Here is a 20,805-nt window from a genome sequence, read left to right on the forward strand (position 1 = left end):
GCCGCGGGACTCCACGGCCGAGGTCAGTCGGCCAGCGGGCGTCGGGCGAGCCAGGCCGCGACGACGGCGCCGGAGATGTTGTGCCACACCGAGAACACCGCCGACGGCAGCGCGGCCAGCGGTGAGAAGTGCGCGGTGGCCAGCGTCGCGGCCAATCCGGAGTTCTGCATGCCGACCTCGAATGCCAGTGCGCGACGGGCCTTGTCGTCGAGGCGCCCCAGCTTTCCGGCCAGGTAGCCCAGGCCCAGCCCGAACCCGTTGTGCAGCACGACGGCGACGAAGACGATGGCACCCGCCGCGGCGATCTTGCTCGCGCTTCCCGCGACGACGATCGCCACGATGACCGCGATGACGACCGCCGACACCCAGGGCAGCGCCGGGAGCGCCCGGGCGACCAGTTTCGACGCGAAGGTCCGCGCCGCGAGCCCGAGGATCACCGGCAGGAGAACGGTCTTGACGATGTCGAGCACCATCGACCCGGCCGCGATATGCAGGTAGGAACCGGCCAGGAGCCACACCAACAGCGGCGTCAGCACCGGCGCGATCAGCGTCGACACGCTGGCCACCGCCACCGACAGCGCCACGTCGCCCTTCGCGAGGAAGGTCATCACGTTCGACGCGGTGCCCGAGGGCGCGCAACCGACCAGGATGACGCCGACGGCCAACTCCGGCGAGAGGTGCAGACCGTGGGCGATCAGCCAACCGGCGGTGGGCATGATCGCGTAGTGCGCGACGAGGCCGAGCAGTACCGCCCAGGGGCGTCGGGCGACGGCCGCGAAATCCGGCGGCGTGAGCGTCAGCCCCATGCAGAACATGATCAGGCCCAACAGGTATGGGACGTCGTGGGCGAACGGGGTGAAGACGTGCGGGACCGCGTAGCCGACGATTCCGGCGGCGAGCACCAGGAGCGGGAAGACGGTCACCGCTATGCGCGCGATGCGCTCCTCCGCGGCCAGGGCCGGGTTGCGCGACGCCGGGTCGGTCTCACCCAACGTCGATCACCGGGTCGACGGCCTGTTCCAGCAGGCTGCGGCGGTAGGCCTCGAGCGCGACGAGGTCGCCGAACACACCGTTGTAGGCGTCGCCGTCCTCGGTCGGCGACATGCGCCGCAGCTTCGACTTGATGTCGGCGATCTGCTGCCCCACCCACACCTCCTGCAGGCGCGCGAGCACCGACCCGATGTAACGCGGCACCGCGTCGTCGTCGACCCGCATCGGTTCGACGGCGAGCTCGGTGACCAGCGGTCCGATACCCGGGTCGTCGACGGCGTGGTGTACCGCGTCGACCCATTGCGCGCCGCCCATCCCGGACGCGGTGTCGCCGAGCGAGCGCATCGCGGCGCGGATCGCAGTGTAGGCGGGTTCGGTGAAGCATTCGAGCGGTAGCGAGTCGAAGACCGTCCCGGCGATCGACGGGTACTGCAGGGCGGCTTTGAGGGCCTCGCGCTGCGGCCACAGCCGCGGGTCGCTCGCGAGCGGCTTCGCGGTGGGCGCCGGGGTCGACGACGCCTCGGGCCGCACCCGCGACGGCTCCGGGCGGATCGGCTTGCCGCGTCGACGGCTGTTGCGCGCGGCCTCCTCGCGCACCCGCTTGAGGACCTGGGCGACCTCGTCCCAACCGACCCATCCGGCGAGTTGCCGTGCGTACTCGTCGCGCAGTGCGACGTCCTTGATCCGCGCGACGACGGGCACCGTCTCACGCAGGGCGTGCACGCGTCCCTCGGCGGTGTCGAGGTCGTGCTTGCGCAGCAGCGACTTGATGGCGAACTCGAACATGGGGATGCGACGGGCCACGAGATCGCGGACGGCCGCCTCCCCCTGTTGCTGGCGCAACTCGCAGGGATCCATCCCGTCGGGCGCGATGGCGACGAAGGTCTGCCCGGCGATCGCCTGCTCCCCCTCGAAGGCCTTCATCGCGGCGGCCTGACCGGCGTCGTCGCCGTCGAAGGTGTAGATCACCTCGCCGCGGTAGTAGGAGTCGTCCATCATCAGGCGGCGGATCAGCGCGAGGTGGTCCTCGCCGAAGGCGGTGCCACAGCTCGCGACGGCGGTCGTGACGCCGGCCAGATGCATCGCCATGACGTCGGTGTAGCCCTCGACGATGACCACCTGGTGACCCTTGGCGATGTTCTTCTTCGCGTGGTCGAGGCCGAACAGCACCTGCGACTTCTTGTAGAGCATCGTCTCGGGGGTGTTCATGTACTTGCCGAGGTTGTCGTCGTCGTAGAGCTTGCGCGCGCCGAAGCCGATGACGTCGCCCGCGAGGTTGCGGATTGGCCACAGCAGACGCCGGTGGAACCGGTCGATCGGCCCCTGCCTGCCCTGTTTGGAGAGCCCCGCCGCTTCGAGCTCCTTGAACTCGAAGCCCTGTTGCAGCAGCGCCTTGGTCATCGTGTCCCAGCCCGCCGGCGCGTAGCCGCAGCCGAAGGACAGCGCCGCTTGGCCGTCGAAATCCCGCTCGGTCAGATAGTCGCGCGCGATCTGCGCCTCCGGACTGCGCAGCTGCTCGGCGTAGAACTTCTGGGCCGCGGCGTTGGCGGCGACCAGGCGCGCGCGGGTGCCGCGGTCACGCTGCACGCTGGTGCCGCCGCCCTCGTAGTTGATGCGGTAGCCGACCTTGTCGGCGAGCTGCTCCACCGCCTCGACGAAGCTGATGTGCTCCTGCTTCTGCAGGAAGGTGTAGACGTCGCCGCCCTCGCCGCAGCCGAAGCAGTGGAAGTGACCGTGGTTGGGGCGCACGTGGAACGACGGCGTCTTCTCGTCGTGGAAGGGACAGAGCCCGGTCAGCCGGTCCGCCCCGGCGCGGCGCAAGGCGACGTAGTCGCCGATGACATCCTCGATCCGGACCTGTTCACGGATGGCCGTGATGTCGCGGTCGGGGATTCTTCCTGGCACGTGATCAGTCTAGTCGTCAGCCCAGGTGCGCCTGGATATCGGAGTTGCGCTTGTCGGTGCGCTCCAGGCGGCCCTCGGTCATGGATGCGATCTGGTCGACGATGACGCGCAGCCGGGCCCCCTCGTCCGCCGCCGCCTCCCACGCCGGGACGAACAGCGGGTCGAGGCCGCCCGGACCGGCCTGCTGCATCCAGGCGGCCACCCGGTGGATGCGCTCGCGCTGCCGGTCCTGGTGGGCCAGGTGGCGCTGGTCGGAGAAGATGAACTGCAGGGCCATCGTCTTGAGCACGGCCACCTCGGCCGCGACGAGCGGCGGGATCCGCAGGTCGGTCTCGTAGCGGCACACCGGCCGGTCGCCGATCTGCTCGCGGGTCGCCATGACGGCCGCCGTCGCAAAGCGCCCGATCAACTCCGAGGTCATCTGCTTGAGCGCCACCGCACTCGCCAGCGTTCCGTCGTAGTCGCAGGCGGCCGCGACGACGTCCATCTGCGACAACCGCTGCGCGGCGTCGACGAGTTCGCCCTCGTCGAGGCCGCGGAAGTGGGTGACCGCCAGCCGCGCCAGCATGGCGCGCTCCTCCGGGTCGGCCAGGGCGCGCAGGTCGAGGCGGTCGGAGATGACGCCGTCCTCCACGTCGTGGACCGAGTAGGCGATGTCGTCGGACCAGTCCATCACCTGGGTCTCCAGCGACTGCCGGTTGCTCGGCGCGCCCTCGCGGATCCAGGCCAGCGCATCGGCGTCGTCGTCGTAGGCGCCGAATTTGCCGCCCGGCTCGCGTCGCGTCCATGGGTATTTCAGCGTCGCGTCGAGCGAGGCGCGCGTCAGGTTGAGCCCGGCACTGCGCCCATCGGCATCGAGGATCTTCGGTTCCAGGCGGGTGAGGATCCGCAGGTTCTGGGCGTTGCCCTCGAATCCGCCGATGTCGGCGGCCACCTCGTCGAGTGCCCGCTCCCCGTTGTGCCCGTAGGGCGGGTGGCCGATGTCGTGGGCGAGGCCGGCGAGTTCGACGAGGTCCGGGTCGCACCCGATGCCGACGGCGATGCCGCGCCCGATCTGGCCGACTTCGAGGGAGTGCGTCAGGCGGGTGCGGGGCGTGTCGCCCTCGCGCGGGCCGACGACCTGCGTCTTGTCGGCGAGGCGGCGCAGCGCGGCACAGTGCAGCACGCGGGCGCGGTCACGCGAGAAGGCGCTGCGGTGTTCGGTGCTGCTCCCGGGCAGCCCGGCCGTCTTCTGGCCCTCGGCGACCCGCCGCGCGACGTCGGCCGCGGTGTACTCCGCTTCGCGGACGGGGTCAGTCAAGCACCCAGCCCCGGTCGACGGCGAAGTCGGTGAAGCGCCGGCGGATCAGCACGATCTGCGCCGCGGTCAGCGAACCGGAGGAGTCGAGCAGGATCTCGGTGACCTCTTCGTTGAACGCCGCGCCGTCCATCGTTCCCTGGCCGCCGCGCGGACGACGCGGGCGATCGCCGCGATCACCGCGGTCGCCTCGGTCGCGGCGGTCACCACGGTGGTCGTCTCGACGGTGATCGGAGCGCCGCTCGGCGCGCGCGTCGGCCTCGAACCCGGGAGGTGCTTCGGCGGTGAGGACGACGTTGGTGGCCTTGGCGCCGCGATCGGTGTCCTCGATGTCGAAGGCGACGACCGCGCCCGGCTTCAGCTGCGACTCGTCGATGTCGAGGTCGTTGATGTGGATGAACACATCCGCGCCACCCTCTTCAGGTGCGACGAACCCGAACCCCTTGTTCGTGTCGAAATGCACGATCTTCCCGCTGACAGCCACAACCCTTACCCACTTCCAAACACTCAATCCATTGACGCCGCTGCCGGATCGGCCTTGCGACTGTTCCATCTTCGCAGATGGTGGTTGGGTGAGGGGGTGGACCAGCGGATCAGCTTCATCACACTCGCCGTCGCCGACGTGGACCGCTCGCGGCGCTTCTACGTGGACGGGCTGGGCTGGCGGCCCGAGCTCGTCGTGCCCGACGAGGTGTTGATGATCCGCGCCGGCCAGCACCTGATGCTCTCGCTGTGGGATGAGCGGGGTTTCGAGGCGGAGGTCGGCCCGATTCGACGGGGAGCCGGCGTCGTACCGATCACGCTCTCGCACAACGTGCGCACCGAGCCGGAGGTCGACGAGATCCTGGCGTCGGCGCGCCGCATCGGTGCCGACCCGGTCGGCGACGCGATCCGCCGGGATTGGGGCGGATACTCCGGCTACTTCGCCGACCCCGACGGCTATCGCTGGGAGATCGCGGTCAACCCCGGCCCGACGGGCGAGTTGGTCTTGCCGGACTGAGGTGACTCCGCGGATCTGTTTGGTGTTCGGTCCGGAATCCGGCTCAAACACCAAACAGATCGCGTCGGCTACGCGCCGAGGAGCTTGCCGCCCAGGTACTCGACGACCTTGTCGAGCGCGACGCGCTCCTGGGTCATGGTGTCGCGCTCGCGGATGGTGACGGCCTGGTCGTCGATGGTGTCGAAGTCGACGGTGATGCAGAACGGGGTGCCGATCTCGTCCTGGCGGCGGTAACGCTTGCCGATGCTCTGCGAATCGTCGTATTCGATGGTCCAGTGCTTGCGCAGCGAGTCGGCCAGCGAGCGCGCCGTCGGCGAAAGCTCTTCCTTCTTCGAGAGCGGCAGCACCGCCGCCTTGATCGGGGCGAGGCGGCGGTCCAGCTTCAGCACGGTCCGGGCGTCGGTGCCCCCCTTGGCGTTGGGCACCTCCTCCTCGGTGTAGGCGTCGCAGAGGAAGGCCATCATCGAACGGCCGAGACCGGCGGCCGGCTCGATGACGTAGGGCGTGTAGCGCTCGCCGGTGGCCTGGTCGAAGTAGCTGAGATCCTCGCCGGAGGCCTTGCTGTGCGTCGACAGGTCGTAGTCGGTGCGGTTGGCGATGCCCTCCAGCTCACCCCACGGGTTGCCGGAGAAGCCGAAGCGGTACTCCACGTCGGTGGTGCCCTTGGAGTAGTGCGAGAGCTTCTCCTTCGGGTGCACGAACAGCCGCAGGTTCTCCGGGTCGATGCCGAGGTCGACGTACCAGTCGTGCCGCGCCTTGATCCAGTACTCGTGCCACTGGTCGTCCTCGCCGGGCTTGACGAAGAACTCCATCTCCATCTGCTCGAACTCGCGGGTGCGGAAGATGAAGTTGCCCGGCGTGATCTCGTTGCGGAAGCTCTTGCCGATCTGCGCGATGCCGAACGGCGGCTTCTTGCGCGCCGTGGTCATCACGTTCTTGAAGTTGATGAAGATGCCCTGCGCGGTCTCCGGGCGCAGGTAGTGCAACCCCTCCTCGTCGGCGACCGGGCCGAGGAAGGTCTTCATCAGGCCGGAGAACTCGCGCGGCTCGGTCCACTTGCCCGGCTGGCCGGTCTCGGGGTCCTTGACGTCGGCGAGGCCGTTCTCCGGCGGGTGGCCGTGCTTGGCCTCGTACGCCTCGATGAGGTGATCGGCCCGGTACCGCTTGTGCGTGTACAGCGATTCGACGAGCGGATCGCTGAAGACCTCCACGTGGCCGGACGCCTCCCACACCTGGCGCGGCAGGATGACCGAGGAGTCCAGCCCGACGACGTCGTCGCGCGAGGTGACCATGCTGCGCCACCACTGGTCCTTGATGTTGTTCTTCAGCTCGACGCCGAGCGGCCCGTAGTCCCAGGCCGAGCGGGTTCCGCCGTAGATCTCACCGCAGGGGAACACCAGACCGCGCCGCTTGGCGAGGTTGACGACAGCATCGACTTTGGACTGCACGGCCACGGGTTTCGGTTCTCCCACTCAGGCGGATGGACACGGCTTTCGAGATACGTCGTCCAAGCCTAGTCGTTGCAGGTCGCCGCGCTGCGCCACCCCCGGCTCAGTCGGTGCCGAGACTCTTGGCCCATTCGGCGACGCGGGCGTCACTCTCCTCCTGCGAGAGGTCTTCGACGCGGGTCATGATCGACCACCGCACCCCGAACGGGTCGCGGATGCTGCCGAACCGGTCGCCGGAGACGAAGGTCGTCGCGGGCTCGCGGATCGAGGCGCCGGCCGATTCGGCGCGGGCGATCACGGCATCGGCGTCGGGGCAGTACAGCCCGATCGAATAGCAGTCGTCGTCACCCTCCGGCGACGGCACCAGGTGGTACTCGGCCGACGGCTCCCCCAGTTGCAGGCGCCCGTTCCCGAAGTCGAGTTCGGCGTGGTACACGGTCCCGTCGGCCTCGGTGACGCCGAGGACCTTCGCCCCGAATACGTCGCGGTAGAACTCGATCGCGGCCTTCGCGTTGGGAATCGCGAGGAACGGGGTGAGGCTGGTGAAGCCCTTCGGCGTGCCGTCGACGGTGTGGCTGCCGTTGGCGGCGGTGGTCTTTTCGCTCGTTGTCTCTGTCATGCATTTCACGGTACGAGCCGGTCCCGACGTGGGGCTTGCAGATTCGCGACAGGTCTCCGGGCATCGCGGAGCCGCCTAGTCTTGGCACATGGTCGATCCGCACCGCGGCGTGCTCTATCCCGCCAAGCTGCCGAACTTCACCCGCGTCGACCCGCCCGCCGACGTCGCCGCGCTGGTCAACTGGTTCTGGATCCCCGAGTGGGACATCGCGCCCGGCCGCTCGTCGCGCCAGGACCTCGTCGCCTATCCGTCGTCGAACCTGGTGGTGGAACCCGACCTCGTCGGAATCTCCGGCCCGACGACGCGGATCTCGCACCGCGACCTGTCCGGCACCGGCTGGGCCGTCGGGGCGATGCTGCGGCCCGCCGCGGTCGCCGCGCTCGCCGAGGACCCCACGACCGTCATCGACGACTACCGGCCCTTCGACGCCCCCGATCTGCATGCGGCCGTATCTGCGGCCATGTCCGACGGCGAGGATCCGCGCCGACACTGGCGCGCGGTCAAAGCCTTCTCCGAATGGCTCGGGCAGCGGATCCCCGCGCCGACGGAGGAGGCGTTGCTCGCCAACGCGATGGTGGACCTGCTGATCAGCGACCCGACGATGCTGCGCCTCGACCAGGCGGCCGCGACACTGGCGGCGTCACCCCGCACCTTGCAGCGACTCGCCCGTCGCTACGTAGGCCTCCCACCGTCGGCGATCATCCGGCGACGACGGCTGCAGGAAGCGGCCCAGGCGCTGCGCGAGGACCCGACCAGCGACCTGTCGACACTCGCCGCCGACCTCGGCTATGCCGACCACGCGCACCTGGCCAACGACTTCCGCACAGTCTTGGCCTTCACGCCCAGCTCGTATCGTGGGGCGGCACACAACCCAGATGAAAACTGATTCCGATAAGCTGGTGAGGGTATGCCAGATCGAGGAGTGACCATGACCAGCCTTCCCATCGACCGCGCGAACGTCCGGACCGACCCGGCCGCACTCGAGGCCGCAAGTGATCTGCTGCGCGCCCTGGCCGCTCCGACGCGGATCTCCATCGTCATGTTGCTCGCGGAGGAGCCGCGCTGCGTCCACCAGCTCGTCGACGAATTGCAGCTCAATCAGCCGCAGGTCAGCCAACATCTGCGCGTACTGCGCGACCTGGGCCTCGTCGACGGCCGCCGGCGCGGTCGCGAGGTCGAGTACGCGCTGGTCGACGACCACGTCGCGCACATCGCCATCGACGCGATCGTGCACGCCTGCGAGAAGGTCGACGGCAGCTGCGAACACACGCCGGAGCCCGCGGCGCTCCGCCCGACCGCATCGTGACGACCAGGGCCAAGCCGCCGGTCACCGGGCAGCGCAACACGCGTCAGCGCGAGGCGATCGCCGCCGCGCTGGCCGCCACCGACGACTTCCGCTCGGCCCAGCAGCTGCATGACGAATTGACCGCCCGCGGCGAGTCGATCGGCCTGACCACCGTCTACCGCAATCTGCAGGCGCTGGCCGAGGCCGGCGTCGTCGACTCCCTCTGGGACGGATCCGGCGAGACGCGCTATCGGCATTGCTCGGCGCACCACCACCATCACCTGGTCTGCCGCTCCTGCGGTACCACCGTCGAGATCCACGCCGACGAGGTGGAGAGCTGGGCCTCGAAAGTCGCCCGCGCACACAACTTCAGCGACATCAGCCACACGGTGGAGATCTTCGGCACCTGCGCCGACTGCACGGTCTGACTAAGCCAGATCCTCCGCAAGCGCCGCCCCACCGGAGAGCACCAGGTGGAGGACGGTGAGCAGCGGGATGTCGTCGAGCTCGCCGAGCGGGAACGCGTAGGACAGCAGGACGTCGGTGTGCCGCTCGCCCGGATCGGCCCGGCGCAGCGACCCGAAACTCAGCGTGGCGCCGCGCTCCTCCAGCAGGTCGCGCAGCCGCTCGTCGTTGGTCACCTTCCGTGCGACCAGCTGCGTCACCGAGACGACACTCAGGTCGTCGGCCAGCTCGAGCACCCGCACCGAGGCCCGCGTGGTGCCGATGTGGACGAGTACCGACTGCTCGTCGGACTCCTCGACGACGCCCAGTTCCGCGAGCAGCCCGGAGATGCGCTCGACCTCGCCGCCGCTCACTTGACGCCACCGAACCGTCGGTCGCGCTCCGCGTACTCCAGACACGCCGCCCAAAGGTCGCGGCGGTCGAAGTCGGGGAACAGCTTCTCCTGGAAGACGAACTCGGCGTAGGCCGACTGCCACAGCAGGAAGTTGGAGATCCGCTTCTCGCCGGACGGCCGCAGGAACAGGTCGACGTCGGGCATGTCGGGCTCGTCGAGGTAGCGCGCGAAGGTCGATTCGTTGATCCGCTTGGGGTCGATCTCGCCGCGGGCCGCACGCATCGCCAATTCCCTTGCCGCGTCGGCGATCTCGGCGCGCCCGCCATAGTTGACGCACATCGTCAACGTCATGACCGTGTTGTTCTTGGTCAGTTCCTCGGCGACCTCGAGTTCACGAATCACACTGCGCCACAACCGCGGTCGGCGACCGGCCCAGCGCACGCGCACGCCCATCTCGTTCATCTCGTCGCGGCGGCGGCGGATCACGTCGCGGTTGAAGCCCATCAGGAACTTCACCTCTTCCGGGCTGCGCGCCCAGTTCTCCGTCGAAAAGGCGTAGGCGGACAGCCATTTCACGCCGATCTCGATGCAGCCGCAGACCGAGTCCATCAGCACGGCCTCACCGCGCTTGTGGCCCTCGGTGCGCGGGAGGCCCCGATCGGTGGCCCAGCGCCCGTTGCCGTCCATCACCAGCGCGACGTGGCGCGGCACGAACTCGGCGGGGATGGCCGGCGGCCGCGCGCCGGACGGATGGGGGTCGGGCGGGCGGACGGCGTTCACATCGCCAGCCTATGGGGGTCGCCGCGCTCGATGAGCGGAAGGGTCCGCAGCTGCCGTTCCAGATGCCATTGCAGATGGGCGGCGATCAACCCGCTGGCCTGGCGCCGCAACGACTCGGTCGCATCCGTCGTCACCTCCCACTGGCCGTGGAACATCGCATCCATCAGATCCAGCACACCCGGCGACGGGAGCGCCGCCCCGGCCGGTCGGCAATGGACGCACACCGCTCCCCCGGCGGCGACGTGGAAGGCGCGGTGCGGGCCCGGCGTGGCGCAGCGGGCACAAATGTCGAGCGCGGGCATCCACCCCGCGCAGTGCATGGCCCGCAACAGGAAGGCGTCGAGGATCAGCTGGTTCTCCCGGGTCTGCGCGGCCAGCGCGCGCAACGCCCCGACGGTCAGCCGGTGCAGGTCGGGGGCGGGGGCGCGCTCCTCGCCGGCGAGGCGCTCGGCCGTCTCCAGCACCGCGCATGCCGTCGTGTAGCGGCCGTAGTCGGCGACGATGGCATCGGCCAGCGCGTCGAGGCTCTGCACCTGGGTGATCGTGTCCAGGTTGCGACCCGGATAGAGGCAGACGTCGATGTGGGCGAACGGCTCCAACCGCGCCCCGAACTTCGAGCGCGTCCGCCGCACCCCCTTCGCGACGGCGCGCACCAACCCGTGCTGACTCGTCAGCAGGGTGATGATCCGGTCGGCCTCGCCCAGCTTGTGCTGGCGCAGGACGACCGCTTCGTCGCGGTAGAACCTCACCGAGTCATTCTGTCACCGATGCCGGGTGACATTCGGTTGTGACACGGGCGGGGGCGCCTCGTGCCGTCCATGCGGGACGGCGGGCACCTCGACGATGTTCACCGCCGCGTCGGTGTCGGTGTCGACCATCTTCGCCAGGCGCGGCGGCACCGACAGCGCGTTCGGGCGGCGATACCAGCCCTTCCGGTCGTAGTACTTCGTGCCGACGACACCCAGGAGCAGGCCGCAGACCAGGCCGACCACGGCCATGATCACCGAGTGCATGAGGCCCGACGCGGGGTCGGCGTCGAAGTACAGGATCGACCGCACGCCGTAGTAGACGAGATGCATCGGCTCGACCGAGGCGATCAGGGAGAAGATCCGCGGGCTGGCCTCCAGCGGGACGGTGCCGCCCGACGACGGCAGGCCGAGGATGACGAAGAACACCAGGTTGAGCAGCAGGCCGGGATTGCCGAAGACCGCCATCATAGCGCTGGCGGTCACCCCGACGGCGAAGATGACGAGCACCGAGAACGCCCATAGGACAAAGGAATTGGGCAGGGATGTCCCCACCGCCGCGCACACGGCCAAGAACAGCGCGGCCTGCACGGCGGCGATGATCAGCATGATCGTCCACTTGGCGGCCAGGGTGCCCCACCGGGAAACGGCCAGTCGCTTGCGGAGCAGGTAGAGCGGACCGAACTCGATGGGCATCTGGCCGAGCTGGCCGTCGACGATCACCGAGACCACCATCGCGCCGGTGAATCCGGCCAGGATCAGCAGCAGGGTGAAGTAGAACGCGCTCAGCCCGTTGGCGGCGCCATCGGGCAGCGGGTGCGGCTCGGACACCGCGATCTCGATCGGATGCGTGAGCGCGAGCTGTGACGCCCCGGCGAGCTGGAAGTTCTTCCCCACCTGTGCGCGCACGTTCTCCAGGAGCTGCTTGCCCGCCTGCGCGTTGACCTGCTCGGACATCTCCTGCGCCATCGTCGTCGTGATCGACGACGCGAAGGTCCCCGACCCGCGGTGGATGAACACGTCGATCCGCGGCTTGACGGGCTCGTTGGGCAGGACGGCCGACTTGGCGAGGCCCAGCATGAGGTTGGTGAAGTTGGAGTCGATGGCGATGACGCCGTAGACCTTGCCGGTGTAGAGCCGGTGCATCGCCTCGCCGCGATCCAGCTTCTCCATCACGATTCCCTGCTTGGCGGTCGTCGGGACCAGCTGATCGACGATCTGGTCGCCGATGTGCATCTCCGGTTGGTCCGATGCGATCCGCCCGCCGGCATCCTCGTTGACCAGCGCGACGGGAAAGCTGTGCAGATTCTCGCGCGTGTTGACCACGGCGCCCATGTACACCGCGGCCATCAGGCTCATCAGGGCGATGACGACGGCGACCGGCGCGATCCAGAACCGCGGATGTCCGACGACGTCGCCGATCGCGGCCCGTGCCTGTTCGTCGTGCTGTGCGTCCGCTTCGATTCCCCGAGAACTCATCGGGTCATTCTCGCACTGCTAGAAACCCATCCGGCGCAACTGCTTCGGATCGCGTTGCCAGTCCTTGGCCACCTTGACCCGAAGGTCCAGGTAGACCCGGCAGCCGAGCAGCCGCTCGATCTGCTGGCGCGCCTGCGTCCCGACGGCTTTCAGCCGCGAACCGCGGTGGCCGATGATGATGCCCTTCTGGCTGTCGCGCTCGACGTAGAGGATCGCGTAGACGTCGACGATGGGCGGCTCCGAGTCCTCGCGCGGGATCATCTCGTCGATGACGACGGCCAGCGAGTGCGGCAGCTCGTCGCGCACCCCCTCCAGGGCGGCCTCCCGGATGAACTCGGCCATCAGGACCTGTTCGGGCTCGTCGGTGAGCTCGCCGTCGGGATAGAAGGCCGGTCCCGGCTCCATCTGGGAGACCAGGAGGTCGACGAGGACGTCGAGCTGCTGGCCGGATTTCGCGGAGACCGGCACGACCTCGCTGTCCTCGCCGAGCACCCGTGAGAGGGCCAGCAGCTGTTCGGCGACCTTGTCGGGGGTCACCCGGTCGATCTTCGTGACGACGCCGATCACCGTCGTCTTAGGCGCCATCGTGCGCACCTGGTCGATGATCCATCGGTCGCCGGGGCCGATCGCCTCGTCGGCGGGGATACACACGCAGATGACGTCGACCTCGGAGTAGGTGTCGCGCACCAGGTCGTTGAGGCGCTGTCCCAGCAGGGTGCGCGGTCGGTGCAGCCCAGGGGTGTCGACGAGGATCAGCTGCGCGTCGGGCCGGTTGACGATGCCGCGGATGGTGTGGCGCGTCGTCTGCGGGCGATTCGAGGTGATCGCGATCTTCTCCCCGACCAGCGCATTGGTGAGCGTCGACTTGCCGGTGTTCGGGCGGCCGACGAAACAGACGAAGCCGGAGCGGAAGTCATCGGGCTGTTCAGGCATCAAGCGGCTCCCCGCGGAGATCGGTGTGGATGACGACGGCGGTCGGACTGACCTCCGCCAGGGCGGCGAGACCGGCATCGCCGGAACCGCCGCCGACGAGGACGGCCGCCTCGAAACCGGCTGCGCCGCTGGACAGCGCCGTCGCGACGGCGACCTGCAGCGCGGTCAGGCCCAGTGCCTCGAGTGCGACGGGGGCACCGGCGTAGGTGCGGCCGTCGAGGTCGCGCACGGCGGCCCCCGACGACGCCGTGGCCCGGGCCATCGCCCCGCGCGCCAGCGTGACCAGCTTCGCGTCCTCGGGGTCAAGCGGCGCCATGATCGGCCCCTCGTCCGCCGGCCGGCTCCGCTTCGGACAGGCGGGTGACCAGCACCGACGTGATGCGCTGACGCCCCTGACGGTTCGGCCCGCCCTCGGCGACGAGGCGCAGGCCGTGCGAGGACACCTCGGCACCCGGCAGCGGCACGCGGCCCAGCTCCAGGGCGACGAGGCCGCCGACGGTCTCCACCTCGTCGTCGTCGATGTCGATGTCGAACAGCTCGCCCAGGTCTTCGACGGGCAGCCGCGACGAGACCCGGTAACTGCCGTCGTCCAGTTCGGTGACCGGTGCGACCTCGCCGCGGTCGTATTCGTCTGCTATCTCGCCGACGATCTCCTCGAGGACATCCTCGATGGTCACCAGCCCGGCGATGCCGCCGTATTCGTCGACGAGCATCGCCATGTGGTTGCGCGTGCGCTGCATGTCGGCGAGCACCTTGTCCAACGTCTTGGAGTCGGGGATGAACTGCGCGGGCCGCATGACGTCGGCCACGTCGACCGACGCGGCGAGTCCCGCGATGGCGCGGCTCGTCACATCCTTGAGGTAGACGACGCCGCGGATGTCGTCGGGGTTCTCCCCGATCACCGGGAGTCGGGAGTGCCCGGACCGAATCGCCAGGCTGGCGGCCTGCGCCGCGGTCTTGTCCTGCTCAATCCACACCATCTCCGGGCGCGGCACCATCACCTCGCGCACGTGGGTGTCGGCGAGGTCGATGACGGATTGGATCATGCGCCGCTCGTCGTCCTCCACCACGCCGCGCTCGGTCGCCATGTCCACGACCTCGCGCAGCTCGATCTCGGTGGAGAACGGCCCGTTGCGGAACCCCTTGCCCGGGGTGACCGCGTTACCGATCAGGATCAGCAGACGCGTCAACGGGGTGAGCAGCACTCCGACGGCCCGCAGCACCGGCGCGCTGATGATGCCGATGGTGTAGGCGTGCTGGCGCCCGAGGGTCCGCGGACCGACGCCGACGGCGACGAAGGACACCACCGCCATGACCGCGACGGCGAGCACCAACCCCCAGGCCGTGCCCACCAATCGGACGAGCGCCACGGCGGCGAAGGCGGTGGCCGCGGTCTCGCAGATCACGCGCAGGAACACCACGAGGGCGACGTAGGTGGAACGCTGCTCCAGCACGGCCTCCAGGCGCCGCGCACCGGGGCGACCCTGACTGACCAGGTCGGCGACGCGGGCGGGCGACGCGGTGGTCAGCGCCGCGTCGATGGCGGCGAACACACCGCCGACGGGCGTGAGCGCCGCTGCCACGAGGAGCAGGACGACCTCGGACGGCACCGATCAGCCCTCGTGCTCGGCGGGATCGGCGAAACCGGTCTTGCGCAGCAGATCCTCGTCGCGCTGGGAGAGCTGCGCGGAATGGCGGCGATCGCGACGGTCGGCGTACCACTCGTCGAGGATCGCCCCCTGCAGGCCGAACATCTCCCGCTCCTCCTCCGGCTCGGCGTGGTCGTAGCCGAGCAGGTGCAGGACGCCGTGCACGGTCAGCACCGCGAGTTCGTGCTCGAACGGGTGCCCGGCCTCCTTGGCCTGGGTGTCGGCGAACTCGGGGCACAGCACGATGTCGCCGAGGGTCGCCGGACCGGGCTCGTCGGCGTCGGGGCGCCCGGCGCCGGGGGTGAGTTCATCCATCGGGAAGCTCATCACATCGGTGGGCCCGGGTAGGTCCATCCACTTCATGTGCAGGTCGGCCATGGTGTCGAGGTCGACGAAGATGACCGACAGCTCGGCGCCGGGGTGGACGTCCATCCGGGCGATCGCGAACTTCGCGACATCCAGGACGAGATCGGTGGGGACCTCGACGCCGGATTCGTTGGCCAATTCGATGCTCACCGTCGGCGCTCCCGCCCGGCGCGGCGCTCGGCCCGGTTGCCGCCACCGTTCTCGTCGCGGTCGTAGGCGTCGACGATACTCGCGACGAGGCGATGGCGCACCACGTCGGCGCTGGTCAGCCGTGCGAAGTGGATGTCGTCGATACCCTCGAGGATGCGCGCGGCGGCGTTAAGCCCGCTTTCCGCGCCGCCGGGGAGGTCGATCTGCGTGACATCGCCGGTGACGACGACCTTCGACCCGAAACCGAGGCGGGTGAGGAACATCTTCATCTGCTCGCCGGTGGTGTTCTGGGCCTCGTCGAGGATGATGAAGGAGTCATTCAGCGTCCTTCCGCGCATATACGCCAGCGGCGCCACTTCGATGACGCCGGCGGCCATGAGCTTCGGGATCGCCTCCGGGTCCATCATGTCGTGCAGCGCGTCGTAGAGCGGGCGCAGATAGGGGTCGATCTTCTCGCTGAGCGTGCCGGGCAGGAAGCCCAGCCGCTCCCCCGCCTCGACGGCCGGCCGGGTCAGGATGATGCGCGTGACCTCTTTGGCCTGCAGCGCGGCGACGGCCTTGGCCATCGCCAGATAGGTCTTACCGGTACCGGCCGGGCCGAGCCCGAACACGATAGTGTTCTCGTCGATGGCGTCGACGTAGCGCTTCTGGTTCAGCGTCTTGGGCCGGATGGTCTTGCCGCGCCGGGAGATGATGTCCAGGCTCAGCACCTGCGCCGGCGACTCGGCGGTCGGGTCGGCCAGCATGGCGACCGACCGTCGGACCGCGTCGGGGGTCAGCGGCGCCCCCCGCCCGACGACGTCGAGCAGTTCGGCGATGACGCGGTCGGCGGTCGCCACGTCGGCGGGTGTGCCGGAGAGGGTGATCCGGTTGCCGCGCGCGTGGATGTCGGCGTCGAGCAACTCCTCGAGGACCCGCAGGTTCACATCGCCGGTGCCGAGCAATCCGATGATCCGCTCTGGCGCGACCTCCACCACCGTTTCGGCGTGCGGTTGATCGGCTTGCGTCACGTGCGACATCACTCCTTCAAGTTCGGCCACGAGGTTCGTGCCGTGACCAGTGTATCCGCGCCCGCTATCGAAATTCTCTGCGCTCAGATTCCCAGCACCCGCAGCGTCTGGCGCGTACACGCGCTGCGCGGGTCGACGAAGGCGTCGTGTCCCTCGCCCGGCACGACGATCAGTTCCGCGGATTGCCCGCGCGCGGTGGCGGCCTCGACGTAGCGCCGGCTCGATTCGACGGGAACCGCCGCGTCGTCGCCGGCGTGGATGGCGACCACGTGCGCGTCGAACACCGGCGCGTGAACCGGCGAGGCCCGGGCGTACCGCTCGGGGATGTCGACGTACCGCCCGCCCATCAGGTTGCGCGGCGTCGGGCGGTTGCAGGTCTGCGGATGCGTCAGGTCCAGCACCGCCGACTGTGCGACGACGCGGGTGATCCTCGCCCGCTTGGTCCGCCCCGCGACCTCGGCGGGAGCCCACACGGCCAGCAGTCCACCGGCGGAATGCCCGACGACGGCGACGTCGTCGAAGGCGACCCGCGAGGCCCAGTCGGCGGGCAGCGCGGCCGGGACGACGTCGTCGAGGGCGCGCAACGCGGCCACCGCATCGGCGCCGGTCCCCGGCCATCCGCCGCCCTCCTCCTCGACGCGGCGGTACTCGACGTTCCACACCACCGCACCCCGCTGCGCGAGCAGGCGGGCGACGGCGGTCTCGATGGTCAACGTGAACCGGGTGGAGAAGAAGCCGCCGTGGATGAGGACCACCAGCGGGATGCGGTCACCGGGATCGACCGGCTCGTACAGGTGCCCGAACTGGGACTCGTGCGGGCCGTAGGCGAGCTTGTGCCGTTTCAGTGCCGGCTCCGCTCCGGGTCCCAGCGATCGGTGAGCGCGCCCAACGCCCCCAGGGCGACGGCCGCCGCCGTCGACGTCCGCAACACCTGCGGCCCCAGGACGGTGGTGTGCGCGCCCAACGCGGCCAGATCGGTCAACTCCTCCTCGGAGAGCCCGCCCTCGGGTCCGACGACGAGCAGCACGTGCGGCACGTCGCGGAACCCGATGCTGCCGAAGCCCTCGGTGCCGCTCTCGTGCAGTGCGACGACGACTCCGCCCTCGTCGATCACCGCTGCGCAGCGGGCCCGCACCGCCGTCGTCGAGGCCAGGTCGGGAACCTCCGGTATCCAGGCGCGTCGGCTCTGCTTGGCCGCCACCGCCGCGGTGGCGCGCCACTTGGCGACGCCCTTCTCCGCCTTCGAACCCACCCACCTGGCCACGCTGCGCGAGGCCTGCCACGGCACGATCACGTCAGCACCGGCCTCCGTCGCGAGTTCGACGACGAGTTCGGAGCGCTCCGACTTCGGCAGCGCCTGCACGACGGTGACCAGCGGCCGCGGCCGATCGGTGAACCGGTACTCCAGCGCGCGGGCCCGCAGCGTGTCCTTGCCCTTGACGGCCAGCACCTCGCACAGCGCGGACGCACCGGCGCCGTCGCCGAGGATCACGCTCTCCCCGACGCCGATCCGCGTGACCGTGACGGCATGGCGCCCCTCGGAGCCGGACAGCACCGCTTCCGCACCGGCGGCCGGTACCTCGTCGACCCAGAACAGCGGCGGGCTCATCGTCGCGAATCCTCAGCGTCCGGCGAAGGCGTTGCGCAACCGGGAGAACAGGCCGCTGCTGGTTCCGGTGGAATGCGCCGACGCCAGCTCGATCTCCTCGCCGCTGTGGTCGCGGTACTCGGTGAGCAATTCGGTGGTGCGCGCGTCGAGCTTGGTCGGGACGCTGACCTCCAGGTGGGCGTGCAGATTGCCGCGTACGCCGTTGTTGACCCGGGGCATGCCGTGGCCGCGGATCGTCATGATCTGGCCCGGCTGGGTGCCGGCCGGCACGGTGATGTCGATCTGCTCGCCGTCGAGGATGCCGTCGATGGTGAGGGCACCGCCGAGCGCCGCGTGGGCGAAGGGCACGTTGACGGTGACGTGCAGGTCGTCCTTGTCGCGCACGAAGACCTCGTGGCGGCGTTCCCTGATCTCCACGTACAGGTCGCCGGCCGCGCCGCCGCCGGGGCCGACCTCGCCCTGCCCGGACAGCCGCACCCGCATCCCGGCCTCGACGCCGGCCGGGATCTTCACCGTCACGGTCCGTCGGCTGCGCACGCGGCCGTCGCCGCCGCACTTGTGACAGGGGTCCGCGATGACCTCGCCGACCCCGGCGCAGGTCGGGCAGGGGCGCACGGTCATGACCTGGCCGAGCAGCGAGCGCTGCACGGCCTGGATCTCGCCGGCACCGTGGCAGGTGTCGCAGCGGACGGGTTTGGAATCGCCGTTGGTGCCGGCCCCCTGGCACTCGTCGCACAGGATGGCGGTGTCGACGGTGATCTCCTTGTTGACCCCGGATGCGCATTCGTCCAGGTCGAGGGTGACATGCACCAACGCGGGCTCACCTGGCTGGACGCGACTGCGCGGGCCGCGGCCGCCGCCGAACCCGGTTCCGCCGAAACCTCCGCCGCCGAAGAACTGCTCGAAGATGTCGCCGAGGCCGCCACCGGCGAAACCGCCCGACCCCGGACCGGCCAGCGGATCCCCGCCCGCGTCGACGATCCGGCGCTTCTCCGGGTCGCTCAATACCTCGTAGGCGGTGGTGACTTCCTTGAACCTGTCCTCCTCGTTGGGGTTCAGGTCCGGGTGCAGTTCGCGCGCCAACCGGCGGTAGGCGCGCTTGATCTCCTGATCGGTCGCACCCTGGGAAACGCCCAGGATGCCGTAGTAGTCACGTGCCACTGTTGCTTCTATCCTCTATCGATTCCGACGCCGACGGGCGTCGCGGGCCGGCTGCTCAGCGCTCGGCCAATACCTCTCCAACGTACTTGGCGACCGCGGCCACCGATGCAATGGTGCTCGGGTAGTCCATTCTCGTCGGCCCGAGAACACCGACGCCGCCGAACACCGTGCCGCTGGCGCCGTAGGCCGTCGAGACCACCGAGGCCCCGCGCAGGTTGTCGCTGCGGGTCTCGCGCCCGATCTGCACCGTCACACGGTCGGTGCGCTGGGTCCGCGTCAGGAGCTTCAGCACCACCACCTGCTCTTCAAGCGCCTCGAGGACCGAATCCATTCCCCCGAGATCGGCGGAGAAGTCCGAGGCGGCGCGCGCCAGGTTCGACGTGCCGCCCAGCACGAGGCGATCCTCGTCGCGTTCGACCAGGGTTTCCACCAGCACCGCGGCAACCGCGATGACCAGGTCGGATACCTCGCGCGGCGCGGAGTTGGCGACCTCGGCGACGGCCGCCGACGCCTCGGCCAGCCGTTTGCCGTGCAGCGCGGCGGCGAAGAGGTCGCGCAGCGTCGTCGCCTCGTCGTCGGAGATGTCGCGGCTCAGCGCGACCATGCGCTGCTCGACCCGGCCGCTGTCGGTGATGACGACCACCAACAGCCGTGACGGGGTGAGGGCGACGATCTCCAGGTGGCGCACGGTCGCCGACGAGAGCACCGGGTACTGGATGACGGCGACCTGGCGGGTGAGCTCGGCGAGCAGTTTCACCGAGCGCCGCAGCACGTCGTCGAGGTCGACGCTGGAATCGAGGACCGACATGATCGCGCGGCGCTCGGCCTGCGAGAGCGGCTTGATCTCACTGATCCGGTCGACGAACAGGCGATAGCCCTTGTCGGTGGGGACCCGGCCCGAGCTGGTGTGCGGCTGGGCGATGTATCCCTCGGCCTCCAGCACGGCCATGTCGTTGCGGACGGTCGCACTGGAAACACCGAGGTGGTGGCGCTCGACGAGCGCTTTGGAACCGATCGGCTCCTGCGACGAGACGTAGTCGGTGACGATCGCGCGCAGCACCTCGAAACGGCGTTCGTCGGTCGACGTCATCGCGATTCCCCTCGGTCCGGTGCGGCCACCGCGTCCGCGCGACCATCCGCGGACGCGCCCGACGTGCAATATGGTGGTGCTAACCATATTAGGCGGGATAGGGCGGCAAATGATTTTCAAGGCGGTGCTGGAGGGCAAGCCGTATCCCGAGCACAACCTGTCGCCGCGCGCCTGGGCCAAGATCCCGCCGCGCCAATTCCGCCTCGACCAGCTCACCACGGTCACCAGCGTGCTCGCCCTGGACAAGCTGCTGTCCGAGGACTCCACCTTCTACGGCGACCTGTTCTCCCACGTCGTGAAGTGGCGCGGCGAGATCTACCTGGAAGACGGGCTGCACCGGGCCGTTCGCAGCGCGCTGCGGAACCGGCCGCTGATCCATGCGCGCCTGCTCGACCTGGACGCGATCGATCACTCCCCCGGCGCCGCGCCGCTCGAACAGCAGGTCGCCGACGACGCCGTCCGGCCGTCGGTCGCCCGCCATCGCGCCAC

At 69.5% G+C, this 20,805-nt stretch carries 23 protein-coding genes and 1 pseudogene; 5 read left to right on the plus strand and 19 right to left on the minus strand.

Features of this window, described 5'->3' with window-relative positions:
• Positions 1-23 precede the first annotated feature (23 nt).
• From HUN08_RS11285 to HUN08_RS11300, 4 genes are read right to left on the minus strand one after another with little or no spacing between them, the layout of a single operon-like run.
• The gene (locus tag HUN08_RS11285; protein WP_124247695.1) at positions 24-992 is read right to left on the minus strand and encodes a bile acid:sodium symporter family protein; all 969 of its coding nucleotides are present in this window, start codon (positions 990-992) and stop codon (positions 24-26) included.
• Positions 985-2,895, minus strand: coding sequence for a DNA primase (dnaG, locus tag HUN08_RS11290; RefSeq protein WP_124247694.1), 1,911 nt, complete (start codon positions 2,893-2,895; stop codon positions 985-987). Before dnaG ends, HUN08_RS11285 begins: the two co-directional genes overlap by 8 nt.
• Before the next feature lie 16 nt (positions 2,896-2,911).
• Entirely contained in the window at positions 2,912-4,195 is a 1,284-nt protein-coding gene (locus HUN08_RS11295; protein WP_124247693.1) for a deoxyguanosinetriphosphate triphosphohydrolase, read from the minus strand.
• Positions 4,188-4,676, minus strand: a complete 489-nt coding sequence (locus HUN08_RS11300; protein WP_124247692.1) for a cold-shock protein — start codon at positions 4,674-4,676, stop codon at positions 4,188-4,190. The genes HUN08_RS11295 and HUN08_RS11300 overlap by 8 nt, the downstream gene beginning before the upstream one ends.
• 96 nt (positions 4,677-4,772) lie before the next feature.
• Between HUN08_RS11300 and HUN08_RS11305 the strand changes: the two genes are divergently transcribed.
• A complete protein-coding gene (locus HUN08_RS11305) occupies positions 4,773-5,192 on the plus strand; it encodes a VOC family protein (RefSeq protein ID WP_124247691.1) in 420 nt (139 codons plus the stop codon).
• Between the two features lie 68 nt (positions 5,193-5,260).
• Here HUN08_RS11305 and HUN08_RS11310 read toward each other — a convergent pair whose 3' ends face one another.
• Both HUN08_RS11310 and HUN08_RS11315 read right to left on the minus strand, forming a co-directional pair.
• Complete coding sequence (locus HUN08_RS11310; protein ID WP_124247690.1) at positions 5,261-6,646, minus strand: glycine--tRNA ligase; 1,386 nt, start codon at positions 6,644-6,646, stop codon at positions 5,261-5,263.
• A gap of 97 nt (positions 6,647-6,743) precedes the next feature.
• Positions 6,744-7,259: a glyoxalase/bleomycin resistance/extradiol dioxygenase family protein gene (locus tag HUN08_RS11315; RefSeq protein ID WP_124247689.1), complete on the minus strand. Its 516-nt coding sequence runs from the start codon at positions 7,257-7,259 to the stop codon at positions 6,744-6,746.
• An 88-nt stretch (positions 7,260-7,347) separates the two neighbouring features.
• Here HUN08_RS11315 and HUN08_RS11320 point away from each other — a divergent pair, with 88 nt between their 5' ends.
• The 3 genes from HUN08_RS11320 to HUN08_RS11330 are packed head-to-tail and all read left to right on the plus strand — an operon-like array spanning position 7,348 to position 8,972.
• Positions 7,348-8,145 (plus strand): helix-turn-helix domain-containing protein, encoded by a 798-nt coding sequence (locus HUN08_RS11320; RefSeq protein ID WP_124247688.1) that lies wholly within the window; start codon positions 7,348-7,350, stop codon positions 8,143-8,145.
• A 42-nt stretch (positions 8,146-8,187) separates the two neighbouring features.
• A complete protein-coding gene (locus HUN08_RS11325) occupies positions 8,188-8,565 on the plus strand; it encodes a metalloregulator ArsR/SmtB family transcription factor (RefSeq protein ID WP_124247687.1) in 378 nt (125 codons plus the stop codon).
• Complete coding sequence (locus HUN08_RS11330) at positions 8,562-8,972, plus strand: Fur family transcriptional regulator (protein ID WP_124247686.1); 411 nt, start codon at positions 8,562-8,564, stop codon at positions 8,970-8,972. The genes HUN08_RS11325 and HUN08_RS11330 overlap by 4 nt, the downstream gene beginning before the upstream one ends.
• Here HUN08_RS11330 and HUN08_RS11335 read toward each other — a convergent pair whose 3' ends face one another.
• The 13 genes from HUN08_RS11335 to hrcA all read right to left on the minus strand — a co-directional run bounded on the left by HUN08_RS11335 (position 8,973) and on the right by hrcA (position 20,316).
• Positions 8,973-9,362: a hypothetical protein gene (locus tag HUN08_RS11335; protein WP_124247685.1), complete on the minus strand. Its 390-nt coding sequence runs from the start codon at positions 9,360-9,362 to the stop codon at positions 8,973-8,975.
• Positions 9,359-10,123, minus strand: a complete 765-nt coding sequence (locus tag HUN08_RS11340; RefSeq protein ID WP_124247684.1) for an isoprenyl transferase — start codon at positions 10,121-10,123, stop codon at positions 9,359-9,361. Before HUN08_RS11340 ends, HUN08_RS11335 begins: the two co-directional genes overlap by 4 nt.
• A complete protein-coding gene (gene recO / locus HUN08_RS11345; protein WP_124247683.1) occupies positions 10,120-10,872 on the minus strand; it encodes a DNA repair protein RecO in 753 nt (250 codons plus the stop codon). The genes HUN08_RS11340 and recO overlap by 4 nt, the downstream gene beginning before the upstream one ends.
• A gap of 12 nt (positions 10,873-10,884) precedes the next feature.
• Positions 10,885-12,348, minus strand: coding sequence for a YhgE/Pip domain-containing protein (locus HUN08_RS11350; protein ID WP_124247682.1), 1,464 nt, complete (start codon positions 12,346-12,348; stop codon positions 10,885-10,887).
• 18 nt (positions 12,349-12,366) lie between these two features.
• The gene (era, locus tag HUN08_RS11355) at positions 12,367-13,281 is read right to left on the minus strand and encodes a GTPase Era (protein WP_124247681.1); all 915 of its coding nucleotides are present in this window, start codon (positions 13,279-13,281) and stop codon (positions 12,367-12,369) included.
• On the minus strand, positions 13,274-13,597 hold the full coding sequence (locus HUN08_RS11360) for a cytidine deaminase (protein ID WP_124247680.1): 324 nt from the start codon (positions 13,595-13,597) through the stop codon (positions 13,274-13,276). The genes era and HUN08_RS11360 overlap by 8 nt, the downstream gene beginning before the upstream one ends.
• A complete protein-coding gene (locus tag HUN08_RS11365) occupies positions 13,584-14,891 on the minus strand; it encodes a hemolysin family protein (protein WP_124247679.1) in 1,308 nt (435 codons plus the stop codon). The genes HUN08_RS11360 and HUN08_RS11365 overlap by 14 nt, the downstream gene beginning before the upstream one ends.
• A 3-nt stretch (positions 14,892-14,894) precedes the next feature.
• Complete coding sequence (gene ybeY / locus HUN08_RS11370; RefSeq protein WP_124247678.1) at positions 14,895-15,446, minus strand: rRNA maturation RNase YbeY; 552 nt, start codon at positions 15,444-15,446, stop codon at positions 14,895-14,897.
• Positions 15,443-16,465 (minus strand): PhoH family protein, encoded by a 1,023-nt coding sequence (locus HUN08_RS11375; protein ID WP_165353446.1) that lies wholly within the window; start codon positions 16,463-16,465, stop codon positions 15,443-15,445. Before HUN08_RS11375 ends, ybeY begins: the two co-directional genes overlap by 4 nt.
• 74 nt (positions 16,466-16,539) lie before the next feature.
• Complete coding sequence (locus HUN08_RS11380; RefSeq protein WP_124247789.1) at positions 16,540-17,301, minus strand: S9 family peptidase; 762 nt, start codon at positions 17,299-17,301, stop codon at positions 16,540-16,542.
• Positions 17,298-18,065 carry a 16S rRNA (uracil(1498)-N(3))-methyltransferase gene (locus HUN08_RS11385; RefSeq protein ID WP_124247677.1) on the minus strand — a complete coding sequence of 256 codons (768 nt, stop codon included), beginning with the start codon at positions 18,063-18,065 and terminating at the stop codon, positions 17,298-17,300. The genes HUN08_RS11380 and HUN08_RS11385 overlap by 4 nt, the downstream gene beginning before the upstream one ends.
• A gap of 12 nt (positions 18,066-18,077) precedes the next feature.
• Entirely contained in the window at positions 18,078-19,226 is a 1,149-nt protein-coding gene (dnaJ, locus tag HUN08_RS11390; protein ID WP_124247676.1) for a molecular chaperone DnaJ, read from the minus strand.
• A 55-nt stretch (positions 19,227-19,281) separates the two neighbouring features.
• A complete protein-coding gene (hrcA, locus tag HUN08_RS11395) occupies positions 19,282-20,316 on the minus strand; it encodes a heat-inducible transcriptional repressor HrcA (RefSeq protein WP_124247675.1) in 1,035 nt (344 codons plus the stop codon).
• A 109-nt stretch (positions 20,317-20,425) separates the two neighbouring features.
• On the opposite strand from hrcA, the pseudogene HUN08_RS11400 reads away from it, so the two are divergent.
• Positions 20,426-20,773: pseudogene (locus tag HUN08_RS11400) on the plus strand (type II toxin-antitoxin system VapB family antitoxin); the annotation flags it as partial.
• Positions 20,774-20,805 lie beyond the last annotated feature (32 nt).

This window comes from Gordonia sp. X0973 (genome assembly GCF_013348785.1).
Classification (GTDB): domain Bacteria; phylum Actinomycetota; class Actinomycetes; order Mycobacteriales; family Mycobacteriaceae; genus Gordonia.

Excerpts from the sequence above, each read along its gene's own strand:
- HUN08_RS11360 (WP_124247680.1), bottom strand. The coding sequence starts at position 13,597 with ATGGCGCCGCTTGACCCCGAGGACGCGAAGCTGGTCACGCTGGCGCGC.
- HUN08_RS11350 (WP_124247682.1), bottom strand. The coding sequence starts at position 12,348 with ATGAGTTCTCGGGGAATCGAAGCGGACGCACAGCACGACGAACAGGCA.
- HUN08_RS11320 (WP_124247688.1), top strand. The coding sequence starts at position 7,348 with ATGGTCGATCCGCACCGCGGCGTGCTCTATCCCGCCAAGCTGCCGAAC.
- HUN08_RS11385 (WP_124247677.1), bottom strand. The coding sequence starts at position 18,065 with ATGAGCCCGCCGCTGTTCTGGGTCGACGAGGTACCGGCCGCCGGTGCG.
- hrcA (WP_124247675.1), bottom strand. The coding sequence starts at position 20,316 with ATGACGTCGACCGACGAACGCCGTTTCGAGGTGCTGCGCGCGATCGTC.
- era (WP_124247681.1), bottom strand. The coding sequence starts at position 13,281 with ATGCCTGAACAGCCCGATGACTTCCGCTCCGGCTTCGTCTGTTTCGTC.
- HUN08_RS11315 (WP_124247689.1), bottom strand. The coding sequence starts at position 7,259 with ATGACAGAGACAACGAGCGAAAAGACCACCGCCGCCAACGGCAGCCAC.
- HUN08_RS11375 (WP_165353446.1), bottom strand. The coding sequence starts at position 16,465 with ATGTCGCACGTGACGCAAGCCGATCAACCGCACGCCGAAACGGTGGTG.
- HUN08_RS11325 (WP_124247687.1), top strand. The coding sequence starts at position 8,188 with ATGACCAGCCTTCCCATCGACCGCGCGAACGTCCGGACCGACCCGGCC.